We start from the raw sequence: 15,409 nt of genomic DNA on the forward strand, positions 1-15,409 counted from the left end.
AAAACTAATCTTTTTTATATAAAAGAAGCCTAGTCGTATGATATCATTTTATCTGACTCAACAGCATTGTTATTTTCCCTGATATTTTTCTGCATACTTTCCGTCATTTTCTTCATGCTGATGTCAATCTTCTCCCCTTTTTCATTTGCATTTACATAGCCTATATTCCTCGACTTTACTTCTGCATAGGGATCTTTATAAAAATCCATCTGTAGTTTTGTAAATATATCCCAGGTAATTTCTCTTTTGGGCTTAAGGTGAGGAATCCGGCTCAGGTTCTTTTTGATTCTGACCAGTTCAAAATTAAAATCATGGGCTGTATCTGAAATTTTAATAATCAAGCCAGGCAATCCGCTGAAAACATACGGCCCGTCCTGTATAGGAATTTCCTGAGTAAACCAGGCTGTCCAGTCTCTTCCTCCATATTTCAGTTCTGCTTTCTGACAGTTAAAATCACCTATTTTTAATTGATCATCGGTAATGTTCCAATCCGGGTTTCCTACCGGTAAAGAATAAATATCACTGAAAACAGGGGTGGAAATAATTCTAATCACTTTTCTTTCCTCTAATTTTTTCTGAGTGTAATACTGGTGATTATAAAATATTTTAAATCCCAGGCCATATCCCGTTTCCTGAATCAAAGAATCTGAACTTCTATCATATTCTGAACGGAAAACCGATTCCTTATCTGCAATATCAAGATGAAAAAGTTCATTTTTAAAATATGCTTTACCGGAATTCGGCCTGTATTTCATCTCATAGATAAAAGAGATATCCTGGGAAAAAACATGGCACACAGACAGATACAGACAGGTAATAAAAAGTATTTTTCTCATGGGTAATCCTGAAGCAAAATTATAATAATTAAATGCGGGATACATTACTGCATCCCGCATGGTATCAATATTTTTACAGCAGAGGAAAAGCTGTAAACAACATTTCATATATTGCTGTAAATTATTTCTTAATGATTTTATGGCTAAATTCTGTTCCTCCCTCCAAAAGGATGTTCAGCAGATAAGTTCCGGCAGGATAAGAGCTAAGATCAATTTTTGACTGATCCGTTTCAGCAATTTTTCGTCCGTCAACAGACAAAACGGTAACATGCTTCACTTTCTTTTCTCCTTTAATCATTACATAGTCAGTAGTAGGATTAGGATAAATAGAAACATCGGTGGTGGAAACATCTTTCACAGATAAGACCTGGCTCTGGCTCTGCATATACATGGAAAGTACAATTTCGCCACTCTGTCCATAAAATACCGCTGTAGGCACTTCATATTTAAGTGTATGGTTTCCTGCAGACAGGGAAGCTACGGAGAAGCTTCTGATAGGCACGGAATCTCCCGGGCACCAGTTGTTCCAGCTGGTCCACCATGCTGCGCTTTGTGCATTGTATCCGTATATCCCGTTTGGCTGGGTGTTGTACATCCTGTACGGCTCACAGGATTTTCCGCCCGGTGTAAAGTTCATCACCTGCGCATTATCTAAAGAAATAAGATTCTGTCTGCGTACATATTCTTCGCCGTTATTGCCTGCCCCGTGCGGACTGGTGACAATAAAAAACTTAGGATTGCCCGCCGTCTGTGTAAGGTTGAAATTAACCAGTCTAACAGTCTGCCCGGTAACATCTGTATTGTTATAATTGTTAAGTGTACTGGAATCAAGCAGGGGCAGTACGGTATTAAAGGTATTGCTGACAGCAGGGTCATTTGAGGTAACAAAAGTCAATGTTCCTGCAAAGACATCGTTTCTGTTGGCGCATCCTGCCACCTGCGTATTGGCAGCATACGGAACTCCGAATACGTCAAGCTCTACCCATATATCATAAGCACTTCTCAAGACAGTATTGCTGAAAACAGAATACAGGTTATTGACCTCATAAGTATACGGAACTTCAGTCGGCGTGATGTTCTTATTCATAAAAGGAGTGATATACCTGCCGATTTCAAATCTTTTGATCTGGGTGTCACTCATGGTATAAGAAGCCTGTCCTTTTGGTACTAAGGCAATATGTACGCCTCCGATCCTGTCATAATTGTCACACAGGGCTCCGATGGTTACATTCATCTGTATTTTATTCTGGAAGCTGTTCAGTTCTGCATCCGTCAGTTTCCTGGCGTACCTGGAATTGGCAAGCCTGATGACATTGGAAGGGACAGGCTGGGAAACGTTGGCTGCATACCCGTCATAAAAAACAATCTGTGAAAATACATTGATGCTGGTCTGTGCATTAAACAGGGATGAAGCAATAAATAAAGGAAGTAAAAGTTTTTTCATGGACAATTAATTTATATATTTTGTTTTAAAAAAGATAAATATATAAATTATCATTCAATTTACACCCATCAAGTCTAAAATATTCTTATACTTTTTACCGTTTATGTTAATTATCTATAATGTGTCATTTTGAGACAAAAAAAAGAACAGCATCTGCTGTTCTCTTATATGGTGTAAATTTATCTGATTTTAATCTTCCTTCATGCGTGCAATGATATCAAGCCCGCCTTTTGTAATATCTCCGATTTTGCAGACAATCTCCGTATCCAAAGGCAGGAAAACATCCATTCTTGAACCGAATTTAATAAATCCGAACTCATGTCCGGCCTTTGCATCATCCCCTTCATTACAGTAAAAGACAATTCTTCTGGCCACATAGCCTGCAATCTGCCTGAAGACCACTTTATGATGGGTTAAGCTTTCTACGGCTATGGTTGTCCTTTCATTATCCGTAGACGATTTTTCATGCCACGCCACCAGGTATTTTCCCGGATGGTACTTTTTATAAATCACTTTCCCGGAAATCGGATACCTGCAGATATGAACATTTAAAGGAGACATGAAAATGGAAACCTGAATTACCTTTTCTTTAAGGAATTCGTTTTCCTCAACTTCCTTAATCATCACCACCTTTCCGTCAACCGGAGCAATAACATTTTCTTTGTGCTCAAGAATATCACGGTTGGGAACCCTGAAAAACCAGAATACCAGGCTGTACACTACCAATAACGGCAGAATGATCATCAGCGACCACATTTCAAGAAAATAAATAGCCAGTGCCCCCACAATAATAAATAAAATAGTGGCAACGGTAATGGTTCCTTTTGATTCTCTGTGTAATTTCATGAGACGAGATTATATAAATTTTTCTAAAATAAAGTACAAATATACGACAGGCACGCAGATTAAAAAACTATCCAGACGGTCTAAAACACCTCCATGTCCCGGAAGGATATTTCCGCTGTCTTTTACTCCGAAGTTTCTTTTCAGCTGGCTTTCCACTAGATCCCCTGCAGGAGCGAATGCGGCAACCAGGAATCCTACCACCATCCAGTTTCCGCGCAGTTCAGGCTGATAATGTTCGATAAAATAAGATAAAACCAGGGTCAGGATAACGCCGCCGATATAACCTTCCCAGGTTTTCTTAGGCGAAATTTTAGGAGCCATTTTATGCTTTCCGAAGGATTTACCCGTAAGGTATGCAAAAGTATCACTGCTCCAGATCAGAATAAACAGGAACAGGACTTCCAGGGAAAACCGGTCATCAAAGCTTGAAAACTTAGGAAGACCCAGGGCAAAACTGAACGGAAGCGCTACATAAATAACGGTAAAAATAAGTTTCCCGCTGTCATAGTAGAGTTCGTTCGGATATTTAAAAAGCGTAACAACCGCAATAACAATTAAAAGAATGGCAAGAATTTCACTGATCCTGAAATCAAAGAAGAAATCAAAATGGAAATACCTTTTGGAAAAAACGTAAAAAATGAAGGCGATTAGAGGGAGAACGACCCATTTTTCGTAGCCGTCCCCGAATTTCATAATCTTAACACATTCCCAGGAACCGACGCCCAGCAGAAGTGTGATCAAACCGTAGTATAAATATTCCTGCTTTACAAGACCCGGAGAAATCCCGTTGATCAGTTGAGCTCCTATTGGAGTTGTGCAGAGAATAATGATGGCAACATACACAATTCCGGAAAGGGTTCTTTGAATAAGATTTTTGTCCAAGATATTAAATTTAGAGTTGATGCCTAATCTTCAAGCAGCAATAAAAAAAGTTTTGGGTTGGTGGTGGAAGAAGTATCCATTTTCGATTGTCCGCCGCTGATCGAAGTCAGGTTTTTGATATTTCCGTTTCTCTTTATTTTTCCCATGGCGTCATTCAGATTACTGACAATCTGTGAAACATTGGCCATGATGATAATTTTATTCGGCAGCCTTGAAGAATGGTAGTGAAGAATATTGTTATGGGAAAGCATAATCCTTCCGTCATAAGCAATCAGGTATTCACAGGTAATAAAGCTGGCATCGTTTGCACTCTGAAGCTCGGGAGAATACGGTGCTTTTACCACATTCAGAAAATTCTGAAGATCTTTATCCCAACAGAAAAGATTGCTGATCCCTTCTATCTTGATGATCTGGTTTAAAGTCTGCAGTGCCTCCGCTTCATCTGCACAGTAATTAAAAAAGCCTCCTGAATGCGTAAACAACTGCGCAAACTTATAGTCAAGATCCGCATTTTTCAGTGAATCCCCTAATTTTTCCAGACTTTGCTTTTCCTCTTCTTCAGACTGGCTGGTAAGTTTGCTTACAATTCTCTTGAATAAATTCAACTTAATTTATTTTTAATCATCTTTATACAAAAATATAAAAATTAATCAAAAAGGAATCTATAAACGTATGTATAAATATGAAAAAACCTGACAATTTAGAACTGTCAGGCTTAATACTATGTTTTAAAAGCGTTTTTAAAGCTGAGTCGGGCTGTCCGGAGCCTGAATTTCGCTTTCCCCTTCTTTACCTTTGATGATAATTTCTTCCTGGGGCTCTTTGGTAAGCGGAATGGTATTGGTTACCGGTTTCTCCGTTAATTCCGGATCCCAGGCTCTTTTCCCGAACACTTCTTCCAGATCTTCCCTGAAGATTACTTCTTTTTCAAGAAGCTTGGTGGCCAAAGCATCCAGTTTATCTTTATTATCCGCAAGGATCTGAACTGCCCGGTCATATTGGGTTTCAATAATTCCTTTAATCTCAATATCAATTCTCTTGGCCGTTTCTTCAGAATACGGTTTCCCGAAAGAATATTCAGACTGGCCTGAGCTGTCATAATAAGAGATATTTCCAATGTTCGGGCTTAATCCATAAATGGTAACCATAGCCTGGGCTCTCTTCGTTACGCTTTCAAGATCAGAAAGGGCACCTGTGGAAATATTATTGAAAATCACCTGCTCTGCCGCTCTTCCTCCTAATGTTGCACACATCTCGTCCAGCATCTGCTCTGTAGTCGTCAGCTGTCTTTCTTCCGGAAGATACCAGGCTGCACCTAATGAACGTCCTCTCGGAACAATTGTTACTTTTAAAAGCGGTGAAGCGTGTTCTACCAACCATGAGATCGTAGCATGCCCTGCTTCGTGATAAGCCACTCTTCTCTTTTCAGATGGTTTGATGGCTTTATTTTTCTTTTCAAGCCCTCCGATGATACGGTCTACCGCATCAAGGAAATCCTGCTTGTTTACTGACTCATGATTGTTTCTTGCTGCAATCAGTGCCGCCTCATTACATACGTTGGCAATATCTGCCCCGCTGAATCCAGGCGTCTGCTTGGCAAGGAACTCACGGTCTACGTTATCGCTCAGTTTGATTTTCTTTAAATGAACATCAAAAATCTGTCTTCTCTCATGTAATTCCGGAAGGTCTACATAAATTGAACGGTCAAAACGCCCGGCTCTCATTAAAGCTTTATCAAGGATATCGGCTCTGTTGGTTGCCGCCATAACAATTACGTTCGTATCTGTTCCGAAACCATCCATTTCAGTAAGGAGCTGGTTGAGGGTATTTTCTCTTTCATCGTTTCCGCCTGAAAAATTGTTTTTCCCTCTCGCCCTACCGATGGCATCAATCTCATCGATAAAAATAATAGCAGGAGATTTGGCTTTAGCCTGGGCGAAAAGGTCTCTTACCCTTGAAGCACCTACCCCTACGAACATTTCTACGAAATCAGAACCTGAAAGTGAGAAGAAAGGAACTTTAGCTTCACCCGCTACAGCTTTTGCCAATAACGTCTTACCGGTTCCCGGAGGCCCTACCAAAAGTACCCCTTTAGGAATTTTACCTCCCAGTTTGGTATATTTTTCTGAGTTCTTAAGGAAATCTACCACTTCCTGTACCTCTTCTTTAGCACCTTCCAATCCTGCCACATCTTTGAATGTCACCTGGATTCTTTCTTTTTCGTCAAACAGTTTGGCTTTGGATTTCCCAATAGAGAAAATCTGCCCTCCGGGACCGCCTCCGCTTCCCATTTTTCTGAAAAGAAGGAAATAGAACAATCCAAGAATTGCAATCCAAACCAATGCCTGAACAAGGAATCCCATTAAAGGGCTTTCCCCTTCTGCATAATCCTTAGCTGTTTTTACCGCAGGATTCTGCTGTTTCAAAGCATCAAATTTCTCCAGGAAAAGACGCAAATCCCCATATTTAAGGGTATAATCCGCCTTCGGAGTCATTGCCAGACCAGAAAACGGACTGGGTTTATCATCTTTTTTCACCGTAGCTGTTTTGGCAGCCTGTGTTAAAAATACGTCAGCCTTCTGGGCCTGTTTATCTATTAAAACTCTCTGGACCTTCCCCGCCTGCATCTCTCTGAAGAAACCGTCTTCATCTATAGATTTTGCATTGTTCTCACCCAAAAGGCTCGGAACAAAAAATAGCAAAAGCGCTATGATGGCAATCGGAAAAAACCAGTTAAATCCTTTATTGTTCATTGATCGTTTTTAAATTAATATTCATTTTCAATTTTGGTGATGACGGCGTCACCCCAAAGTTCTTCTATGTCATAATACTCACGGGTCTGCTTCTGGAAAATGTGCACCACAACGGAAACGTAGTCTACGAGAACCCACATGGCGTTTTCTGTACCTTCTACGTGCCAAGGCCGTTCCTTAAGCTCATTCCTCACTTTCTTTTCAATACTTCCGGCCAAAGCCGCAACCTGGGTGTTGGAATTCCCGCTACATATGACAAATGTCTCAGCTACAGAGTTTTCGATGTTGGAAAGATCAAATATCATGATATCTTCACCTTTTACATCTTGAATAGCTTCAACGATTTTATCTAATAATTCTTGTTTTTCTGCTGTTTTATTCATTAAAAAATACTATAATCTGCAAATTTATTGTTTTTCTTTTACTTTAGCCTTACTTTTAACCCCCGAAAGTCTTAAAGTTTTCTTAAATGAGTCAACTATTCTATATTAAAACATGTTCTTCTACTAATGACGAAATTTCAAAGGTTTTACTTTATGAAAATTCAGATTTTTTTGCAGTACATACATTTAATCAGACCGGAGGCCGGGGCCAGTATGGAAACGCCTGGTTATCAGCTGCCGAAAAAAATTTAGCGTATACGCTGGCGGCAAAGACTGAGAATTTTACACTGTCGGATTTTATGTTCAATTATTATACCGCAATCATCATCAGTGATTTCATTGCCAATCTGGCTGATACTGCCGTAAATATAAAATGGCCGAACGATATTATCCTTAAAAATAAAAAGATTGCCGGGATTTTAATTGAGAAGAAAAAGATCAGCGGGAACAACTATTTCATTATTGGTGCGGGTATCAATGTGCTTCAGGAAAAATTCAGTGAAATATCCAATGCCGGATCGCTGCTGACACAAACCGGGAAACCTTTCAGCCTTGAGGAAGTCGCGTCAGGCCTGAACCGCTTTTTAGTTGGAAAACTGAGGAATATCCCTTCAGAAAAAGAAATTATAACCCGTTTTAATTCAAATTTATTCCGCAAAGACCAGATCTCCGTTTTTGAACTCAATAAAACAAGACAGAATGGCATTATAAAAAATGCAGATGAAAAGGGTGAAATCTGGATTGATCTTGAAAATGACGGGCTGCGGTCTTTCTATCACAAAGAAATAAAGCTTCTCTACTGATTGGCTCTTCTGATATACAGATAGGCTGCAAGCGGAAAGAATACAATATTCGGGAACCACATTGCCAGTGCCGGAGACATGCTTTTGTTTTCTGAGACCACTTTTAAGGCTTCAAACGAGAATACAAAGACAAAGGCCAGTGAAATCCCCAAAGCCAGGTTAATCCCCAGTCCACCACGCTTTTTCTGCGAGGAAAGTGAAAGTGCCAGAAATGTCAGGATAACAATGGAAACAGGCATCGACGTCCTCTGATGAAGCTCATTTAAGTGAGCATTCAGGTTACTGTTTCCTTTTTCCGTTTCCCTGTTGATAAATTTTAAAAGTTCGGGCGTGGTTTTATTCTGTCCTAAAAGCTCATTGGGAAAGAGTTCATCAGGATCATGTTTATAGCTTTTCTTCAGGTCAAAACCGTTCGCTAATTTTTCGGTATCGTTTTTATTGATGGTCTTTTCCGTGTATGAATTCAGGACAAAATGTTTCTTAGCCTGGTCCCAGGATACATCAGAGGCTTTGAGTTCATACGTAAGCCTTCTGTTTTTATCGAACTTCTGATAAACGAATCCGGATCCTCTTTTCTCTCTTTTATTCCATGAATTGATAAAAATATATTCTGTTTTGCTCAGCTGTGCAGAAACGGGGGCCGTTCCTAAAACTTTTTCTTTATTGGCCGCATTGTAGGTATAAGCTTCCAGTTGGTTTTTCTGAATATTTGCCCATGGCAGAATAAAGTGATTGATCCCGAATGACAGGACAGCAATGAACAAAGAGGTAAGCAGATACGGCCTTGCAAAACGATGGAAACTGGCTCCGCTGCTGATAATGGCCACAATTTCCGTGTTATTCGCCATTCTTGAGGTAAAGTAAATGACTGAAATAAATACGAGAATGGAAAGAAAGGTCATGACCAGGTTAATGATCCAGAACGGATAGAAATGAACCAAGAAATACGTTAGGTTCAGTTTTGCATCAATCGCGGTTGCATTTTCAATTCTCGGGATTTTCTGCTGTACATCAATAACAAGCACGACTATAGACAGCAGGACCAGCATGAAACTGAATGTCCCAAGGTATTTCCTGACAATATAGCGGTCTACAATTTTCAGCATTATGCTTTATTTTGTGCGTTTTATTTTATTTATTTTACAGAATCCATTCTTCAGCAACTCCGTTATTTTAAAGCCTTTGACGGAGAACCGGCACTACGGACTTTTTCCATTCATAGAAATCACCTGCAATGATATGTTCCCTGGCTACTTTTACCAGTTCAAGATAAAATGCCAAGTTATGAATTGAAGCGATCTGTTTGGCCAGATATTCTTTGGAAACAAATAAATGCCTCAGATATGCCTTGGAATATTCTCTGTCTACAAAACTTGTTCCCAGTTCGTCCAGTGGCGAAAAATCTTTTTTCCACCTTTCATTCTTCATATTCATTACGCCTTTCCAGGTAAAGAGCATGGCATTCCTTGCATTTCTTGTCGGCATCACACAATCCATCATGTCAATTCCCAATCCGATAGATTCCAGAATATTCCATGGTGTACCCACGCCCATTAAATACCTCGGTTTTTCTTTCGGTAAGATATCCGTTACCTCATCGGTAATCCGGTACATTTCTTCTTCAGGCTCCCCTACGGAAAGTCCGCCGATGGCATTTCCTTCCGCTCCGGCTTCAGCAATAACCTCAGCAGAAATTTTTCTTAAATCCGAATACGTGGATCCCTGAACTATCGGGAAAAGCCTTTGTTTATGTCCGTATAGCTCCGGATTATTTTCTGTCCAGTCGATGCATCTTTTTAGCCAGCGGTGCGTAAGCTCCATGGACGTTTTTGCCTGGTTATATTCACATGGATAGGCTACACATTCATCAAAAGCCATGAAAATATCCGCACCGATCTGTCTCTGGATTTCCATTGACCTTTCCGGGGAAAACATGTGATAGCTTCCGTCAATATGAGACTTAAACCTTGCGCCTTCTTCAGACATTTTTCTGCTGCTCGCCAGCGAAAATACCTGAAAGCCTCCTGAATCGGTAAGAATGGGAAGATCCCAGTTCATAAATTTATGCAGACCTCCGGCTTCCTGCATCACATCCATCCCCGGGCGGAGATAAAGGTGATAGGTATTGCCTAAGATAATCTGGGCTTTTATATCGTCTTTCAACTCTCTCTGGTGAACGGTTTTTACACTGGCAACCGTTCCTACAGGCATAAAAATTGGGGTCTGGATCTTACCGTGGTCTGTGGTAAGCTCTCCGGCCCTTGCCTTTCCTTCCGAGGTTTTTTCTATATTAAAAAATTTCTGCATCTTACATTATCTTGCGAAACCCGGGACATTCCCGTCTTTCTTTAATTGATCCTTTACATATTGATCCGCCTTAGGATCTTTTTCCAATACGATTTCCTGTGCATCTTCAGCAATCCCGTTCATCTTTTCCGTAACGACATAATATTTGAAGCTTGCAATAAAGTCAGCGGGTTTTACCTTATGGGTTTTCAGGACATATCTTGTTCCGGCTTCCAGATTGGAATTCGGGTACATGAATGTGGCCTGGTCATTGATGGCAAGATCTGCCAAAATCTCAGCCATCTGGTCTTTAGGAACCAGATTTTCAGGCTTGTCAATATAGTTTCCTCCACAGGAAACCATAAAAATCAGAATGAAAACAAAGATTATTTTTTTCATAACCTGTTGATTATCGATTTCCATTTTAAATTTAACACTCCAAAAACGGCCTCATGGATAATGCCTCCGTTCATTTTGCTCTCTCCCAATATCCTGTTCGTAAAAATAATAGGAACCTCAACAATATTAAATCCTTTTTTAAAAGCACGGAATTTCATTTCAATCTGAAAACCGTAGCCTTTCAGCTTAACATTATCAAGCCCGATTTCTTCCAGAACGTTTCTCGAAAAGCAGACAAAACCTGCCGTTGTATCATGCGTGGGCAGTCCTAAGACAAACCGTACATATTTTGAGGCGAAATAAGAAAGCAGCACCCTGCCCATAGGCCAGTTTACTACGTTTACCCCTTTTGAATACCTCGAACCGACCGCCATATCCGCCTGTAAGCAGGCTTCATAAAGTTTAGGAAGGTCATTGGGATTATGGGAAAAATCGGCATCCATTTCAAAAATATAATCGTACTGGTATTCGATTGCCCATCTGAAACCGTGGATATAGGCTTTCCCCAAACCGTCTTTTACTTTCCTGACTGACAGGTGCAGGTGATGGGTAAATTTTTTCTGCAGATCCCTTACTAGGTCTGCCGTTCCGTCCGGAGACGAATCATCCACCACTAAAATATGAAAGTCATCTTCCAATGCAAAAACTGCGGAAATAATATTTTCTATATTTTCCTTTTCGTTGTAAGTAGGAATGATGACCAGCTTTTTCATTTCAGTGTGCAAAGATAGTTTATTTAACCTTTTTATTTTATACAAAATAATCTATAATTTTGCAAAAAATATTTCCGTTGCCACGATCACAACATTTTATCAACCAAATAAGAATCCCTGAAAATAACGACTGGGTCATCTTTATATTGCTGGGCTGTATCTTTCTGTATCTTTTTATGATGAACATCGTAGAAAGAGAGGCGAATATGAAAGATTTCCTGCTTCAAAAATATTTTGACGCCAGCAATAACCTGCCGAGCTGGGTAATTACCTCCTGCGTTATCTTTCTTACATTGTCGGTTTTACTCTCCCAATACATCCCTACGGTACCGAAATATGTAGCCGACCTGCAGATTCTGGGATATCAACTGAATAAATTCGGGTTCTGTTTACTTGCCGTTATGCTCTTTTATTTGATAAAATCTGGTCTTGGATTTTTATTTTTCCAAAGTATCGGTGACGGAAAAAAATGGACTGTTTTTTACTTTACCTCTACCAAATTTTACTTTATCCTGTCATTTTTATTACTCATTTTATGTGTAACCCACTATTATTTCCCGATCGACAGAAATAAAATGTTTTTATATTATTTAATGTTCTTTTCTATCGTGTTCATTTTCAAGGTTTTTTTCTATTTATTTCACAATAACAACATATTACCTGAAAAATGGTATTATAAATTTTTGTATATTTGCACGCTCCAAATAGCACCTCTTTTGATGCTTTGGAAATTATTATTTTTTTAATAAAGTCAATGATGAGAATAAAGTCTATTTTGGTATCTCAACCAGCACCTAGCGAGTCATCTCCGTATCTGGAAATTGCAAAGAAGGAAAAAATAAAGATTGATTTCCGTCCTTTCATCCATGTCGAAGGAGCTGACAACAAAGAACTCAGAACACAGAAAATTGATCTTACGCAGTATACCGGGATTATTTTCACGAGTAAGAATGCGATAGACCATTATTTCAGGTTAGCTGAGGAACTGCGTTTTGCGGTGCCTGATACAATGCGTTATATCTGCCAGTCTGAAGCAATTGCCAATTATCTGCAGAAACACATTGTGTACAGGAAAAGAAAGATCAGCTTCGGGGAAAAGAATTTCTCAGACCTGCTGCCTCTTTTTAAAAAATTCCCAAGTGAAAAATACCTGTTGCCGTCTTCGGATGTTTTGAGCCCGGATATTGTGAAAACCATGGAGGCCTCTAATGTAGACTGGAAAAGGGCAATTATGTACAGAACGGTATGCAGCGACCTGACGGATATCAACATTAAGGATTACGACATGCTGATTTTCTTCAGTCCGCAGGGCATCAAATCCTTACAGCAGAATTTCCCGGAATTTAAGCAGGAGGAAACAAAAATCGGTGTTTTCGGAACAACAACTTTAGCCGCAGCGGAAGAAGCCGGAGTAAAAGTGGATCTGATGGCACCAACAAAAGAAACCCCATCCATGACCATGGCACTGGAAAAATATCTTAAGACACTTCATAAGTAGTTTTAATTAAAATATATACTAACCGTCTTTTCATACAGGAAAGATGGTTTTTTTTTAATTAAATTTGAACAGAAATTAACAGGGAACGAAATGTCATAAGAACTTTTATTGATAAAGTATGATACAGACATTCGGTCCGGTTACCATAAAAATCTAAAATTCGGATGAAAGCTCCACAAGCAAAAAAAATAGAAAAAGTACTTGAAATACATGGCGACAGAAGGGTTGACCCTTATTTCTGGCTCAATGAAAGAGAAAATCCAGACGTCATCAAATATCTGGAAGAAGAAAATGCCTATGCAGATTTTGTAATGAAAGAGACGGAATCTTTTCAGGAAGAACTCTTCGAAGAAATGAAAGCCCGTTATAAAAAGGATGATGAATCTCTGCCTTATTTCTTTAACGGATACTGGTACATCGTGCGCTATGAAGAAGGAAAGGAATATCCTATTTTCTGCAGAAAGCACAAAAGTTTAGAAAATGAAGAAGAAATTATTCTCGATGTTAATGTACTGGCGGAAGGCGAGACCTATTTTGAAGTAGGAAGCGTAGCGGTGGCTCCCAATAACGAACTGTCCTCTTTCTCATCAGACAATGTAAGCCGGAGAATCTACACTATTAATTTTAAAAATTTATGGACCGGAGAGATCCTTCCTGATAAAATTGAGAACACGACCGGGAAAGCAGTCTGGGCCAATGACAACGAACATGTTTTCTACATCCGGAAAGATGAAAGCCTGCGTGCCTTCCAGGTATACAGACACAAACTCGGGACGGATACTTCTGAAGATGTCCTGATCTTCCATGAAGAAGATGATACTTTCGACTTAAATGTCTTCAAAACGAAATCCATGGAATATATTTTCCTGGCAAGTTCAAGCACCATTTCAGACGAGCACCGTTTTATCCCTTCTGATAATGTCTTTGCAGACTGGACGATTATTCAGCCGAGAATTGACGACCTTGAATATTCGGTAGAACATTACGAAGATGAATTTTATATTATCACGAATGCAGATGATGCGTTTAATTTTAAAATTGTAAAGACCAAAATCAACAATTGCGGAATGGAAAACTGGGTAGACGTTATCCCGCACCGTCCGGAAGTCCTGTTGGAAGGCTTTGAGATTTTTAAAAACTATCTGGTGCTGGAAGAACGGGAAGAAGGATTATTACAGATAAAAATTATCGATGAGAAAACCCAGGAATCTTATTACCTTCCGTTTTCAGATCCTACCTATACCGCTTACATTGGTGTTAACCTTGAATTTGATACGGAGATTCTACGTTATGGGTATACATCGCTGACACAGCCGAGCTCAACGTACGAATATAACATGAAGGAAAAAACCACCCAGCTCCTGAAACAGCAGGAAGTTTTAGGTGGGAAATTCTTACCTGAAAATTATGTTTCTGAAAGGATCTGGGCAGACTCCAGAGACGGTGAGGAAAGAATCCCGATTTCACTGGTGTATCATAAAGACACCAAAAAATCTGCGGATACCCCGCTGCTTTTATACGGATACGGAAGTTACGGGCATACGGTAGATGCCAGTTTTTCCAATGTAAGGCTGTCAATTTTAGACCGGGGGTTTATTTATGCCATTGCCCATATCAGAGGCGGAGAATATTTAGGTAGAGAATGGTATGAAGACGGGAAAATGCTGTTTAAGAAAAATACATTCTTTGATTTTATTGATGCCGGAAAATATCTGATTCAGGAAAATTATACTTCCTCAAAACACCTTTACGCCATGGGCGGAAGCGCAGGAGGATTACTTGTTGGCGCCGTAATGAATTATGAGCCTTCCCTGTTCAACGGAATTGTAGCGCAGGTACCTTTTGTAGATGTAGTGACGACCATGCTGGATGAAACCATCCCGCTGACCACCGGGGAATATGACGAATGGGGAAACCCGAATGATGAAGAATATTATCATTACATGAAATCTTATTCGCCTTATGACAATATAGAAGCCAAGAGCTACCCGAACATCCTGATTACCACAGGACTCCATGATTCTCAGGTTCAGTATTGGGAACCTGCCAAATGGACGGCAAAACTGAGGGAACTGAAAACAGATGACAATCTACTGGTTTTTAAAACCGATATGAGCGCCGGACATGGCGGGGCAAGCGGAAGATTTGAATCACTGAAAGAAGACGCACTGGAATATGCGTTTTTATTAAAATTAGAAAACAGAAAAGATGACTAACGACGCGGAATACTGGCAGAAAATACAACAGTTTTTTATTGAAAATTTTGATACTGAAAAAGATGCTCCCATTGAAACCTATTTATTTCTGATCGGGTTGCAGGAACTGGGCAGCGGACAGCAGAAATATACAAAGGACGATAAGGTCAATTTACTTCATATTGCAGTCTGCAGACTGCTGGAGCCCTTTGGATATTATAAGTTCTCGCATTATGACGATGACGGATATCCTCATTTTGAAGAAAAGGAAAAGCTTCCTGAACTCAAGCCCAATGAACAGCAGATCCTGATGAAAAAAGCAATCATCCAGTATTTTCAGGATGAAGAACTGATCTAAAAATAAAAATCGG

The 15,409-nt window shown here is 39.7% G+C and carries 16 protein-coding genes; 5 read left to right on the forward strand and 11 right to left on the reverse strand.

Annotated elements, in window-relative coordinates; all coding sequences use genetic code 11:
* Nucleotides 1–29 precede the first annotated feature (29 nt).
* From ASE55_RS09615 to rsfS, 7 genes are all read right to left on the reverse strand, one after another.
* Nucleotides 30–944, reverse strand: a complete 915-nt coding sequence (locus ASE55_RS09615; RefSeq protein WP_082474400.1) for a GLPGLI family protein — start codon at nt 942–944, stop codon at nt 30–32.
* A 13-nt stretch (nt 945–957) separates the two neighbouring features.
* A complete protein-coding gene (locus tag ASE55_RS09620) occupies nt 958–2,280 on the reverse strand; it encodes a peptide-N-glycosidase F-related protein (protein WP_056218458.1) in 1,323 nt (440 codons plus the stop codon).
* 189 nt (nt 2,281–2,469) lie between these two features.
* Entirely contained in the window at nt 2,470–3,126 is a 657-nt protein-coding gene (locus ASE55_RS09625) for a phosphatidylserine decarboxylase family protein (protein ID WP_056218461.1), read from the reverse strand.
* A 9-nt stretch (nt 3,127–3,135) separates the two neighbouring features.
* Complete coding sequence (locus ASE55_RS09630) at nt 3,136–4,008, reverse strand: phosphatidate cytidylyltransferase (protein ID WP_056218464.1); 873 nt, start codon at nt 4,006–4,008, stop codon at nt 3,136–3,138.
* Between the two features lie 23 nt (nt 4,009–4,031).
* Nucleotides 4,032–4,613: an LUD domain-containing protein gene (locus ASE55_RS09635; RefSeq protein WP_056218467.1), complete on the reverse strand. Its 582-nt coding sequence runs from the start codon at nt 4,611–4,613 to the stop codon at nt 4,032–4,034.
* Between the two features lie 135 nt (nt 4,614–4,748).
* The gene (gene ftsH / locus ASE55_RS09640) at nt 4,749–6,761 is read right to left on the reverse strand and encodes an ATP-dependent zinc metalloprotease FtsH (RefSeq protein ID WP_056218474.1); all 2,013 of its coding nucleotides are present in this window, start codon (nt 6,759–6,761) and stop codon (nt 4,749–4,751) included.
* A 14-nt stretch (nt 6,762–6,775) separates the two neighbouring features.
* On the reverse strand, nt 6,776–7,144 hold the full coding sequence (gene rsfS, locus ASE55_RS09645; RefSeq protein ID WP_056218477.1) for a ribosome silencing factor: 369 nt from the start codon (nt 7,142–7,144) through the stop codon (nt 6,776–6,778).
* Between the two features lie 86 nt (nt 7,145–7,230).
* Between rsfS and ASE55_RS09650 the strand changes: the two genes are divergently transcribed.
* Nucleotides 7,231–7,947 (forward strand): biotin--[acetyl-CoA-carboxylase] ligase, encoded by a 717-nt coding sequence (locus ASE55_RS09650; RefSeq protein ID WP_056218480.1) that lies wholly within the window; start codon nt 7,231–7,233, stop codon nt 7,945–7,947.
* Here the strand turns inward: ASE55_RS09650 and ASE55_RS09655 are convergent.
* The 4 genes from ASE55_RS09655 to ASE55_RS09670 all read right to left on the reverse strand — a co-directional run bounded on the left by ASE55_RS09655 (nt 7,941) and on the right by ASE55_RS09670 (nt 11,345).
* Nucleotides 7,941–9,050 (reverse strand): LptF/LptG family permease, encoded by a 1,110-nt coding sequence (locus tag ASE55_RS09655; RefSeq protein ID WP_056218568.1) that lies wholly within the window; start codon nt 9,048–9,050, stop codon nt 7,941–7,943. The genes ASE55_RS09650 and ASE55_RS09655 overlap by 7 nt on opposite strands.
* A gap of 70 nt (nt 9,051–9,120) precedes the next feature.
* Nucleotides 9,121–10,254 carry a tRNA guanosine(34) transglycosylase Tgt gene (tgt, locus tag ASE55_RS09660; protein ID WP_056218482.1) on the reverse strand — a complete coding sequence of 378 codons (1,134 nt, stop codon included), beginning with the start codon at nt 10,252–10,254 and terminating at the stop codon, nt 9,121–9,123.
* 6 nt (nt 10,255–10,260) lie between these two features.
* Nucleotides 10,261–10,632: a DUF4296 domain-containing protein gene (locus tag ASE55_RS09665; RefSeq protein WP_056218571.1), complete on the reverse strand. Its 372-nt coding sequence runs from the start codon at nt 10,630–10,632 to the stop codon at nt 10,261–10,263.
* Complete coding sequence (locus tag ASE55_RS09670) at nt 10,629–11,345, reverse strand: polyprenol monophosphomannose synthase (RefSeq protein WP_056218485.1); 717 nt, start codon at nt 11,343–11,345, stop codon at nt 10,629–10,631. Before ASE55_RS09670 ends, ASE55_RS09665 begins: the two co-directional genes overlap by 4 nt.
* Before the next feature lie 77 nt (nt 11,346–11,422).
* Here ASE55_RS09670 and ASE55_RS09675 point away from each other — a divergent pair, with 77 nt between their 5' ends.
* The 4 genes from ASE55_RS09675 to ASE55_RS09690 all read left to right on the forward strand — a co-directional run bounded on the left by ASE55_RS09675 (nt 11,423) and on the right by ASE55_RS09690 (nt 15,396).
* A complete protein-coding gene (locus ASE55_RS09675) occupies nt 11,423–12,091 on the forward strand; it encodes a DUF4271 domain-containing protein (protein WP_056218487.1) in 669 nt (222 codons plus the stop codon).
* A gap of 11 nt (nt 12,092–12,102) precedes the next feature.
* Entirely contained in the window at nt 12,103–12,843 is a 741-nt protein-coding gene (locus ASE55_RS09680; RefSeq protein ID WP_056218575.1) for a uroporphyrinogen-III synthase, read from the forward strand.
* Nucleotides 12,844–13,007: 164 nt separating this feature from the next.
* Complete coding sequence (locus ASE55_RS09685; RefSeq protein ID WP_056218489.1) at nt 13,008–15,059, forward strand: S9 family peptidase; 2,052 nt, start codon at nt 13,008–13,010, stop codon at nt 15,057–15,059.
* Nucleotides 15,052–15,396: a hypothetical protein gene (locus ASE55_RS09690; protein ID WP_056218490.1), complete on the forward strand. Its 345-nt coding sequence runs from the start codon at nt 15,052–15,054 to the stop codon at nt 15,394–15,396. Before ASE55_RS09685 ends, ASE55_RS09690 begins: the two co-directional genes overlap by 8 nt.
* The last annotated feature ends 13 nt before the right edge of the window (nt 15,397–15,409 follow it).

Source organism: Chryseobacterium sp. Leaf201 (assembly GCF_001421435.1).
In the GTDB taxonomy this organism is placed as follows: Bacteria; Bacteroidota; Bacteroidia; order Flavobacteriales; family Weeksellaceae; genus Chryseobacterium.

Excerpts from the sequence above, each read along its gene's own strand:
- ftsH (WP_056218474.1), bottom strand. The coding sequence starts at position 6,761 with ATGAACAATAAAGGATTTAACTGGTTTTTTCCGATTGCCATCATAGCG.
- tgt (WP_056218482.1), bottom strand. The coding sequence starts at position 10,254 with ATGCAGAAATTTTTTAATATAGAAAAAACCTCGGAAGGAAAGGCAAGG.
- ASE55_RS09670 (WP_056218485.1), bottom strand. The coding sequence starts at position 11,345 with ATGAAAAAGCTGGTCATCATTCCTACTTACAACGAAAAGGAAAATATA.
- ASE55_RS09680 (WP_056218575.1), top strand. The coding sequence starts at position 12,103 with ATGAGAATAAAGTCTATTTTGGTATCTCAACCAGCACCTAGCGAGTCA.
- rsfS (WP_056218477.1), bottom strand. The coding sequence starts at position 7,144 with ATGAATAAAACAGCAGAAAAACAAGAATTATTAGATAAAATCGTTGAA.
- ASE55_RS09620 (WP_056218458.1), bottom strand. The coding sequence starts at position 2,280 with ATGAAAAAACTTTTACTTCCTTTATTTATTGCTTCATCCCTGTTTAAT.
- ASE55_RS09685 (WP_056218489.1), top strand. The coding sequence starts at position 13,008 with ATGAAAGCTCCACAAGCAAAAAAAATAGAAAAAGTACTTGAAATACAT.
- ASE55_RS09690 (WP_056218490.1), top strand. The coding sequence starts at position 15,052 with ATGACTAACGACGCGGAATACTGGCAGAAAATACAACAGTTTTTTATT.
- ASE55_RS09650 (WP_056218480.1), top strand. The coding sequence starts at position 7,231 with ATGAGTCAACTATTCTATATTAAAACATGTTCTTCTACTAATGACGAA.
- ASE55_RS09625 (WP_056218461.1), bottom strand. The coding sequence starts at position 3,126 with ATGAAATTACACAGAGAATCAAAAGGAACCATTACCGTTGCCACTATT.
- ASE55_RS09615 (WP_082474400.1), bottom strand. The coding sequence starts at position 944 with ATGAAATGTTGTTTACAGCTTTTCCTCTGCTGTAAAAATATTGATACC.
- ASE55_RS09665 (WP_056218571.1), bottom strand. The coding sequence starts at position 10,632 with ATGAAAAAAATAATCTTTGTTTTCATTCTGATTTTTATGGTTTCCTGT.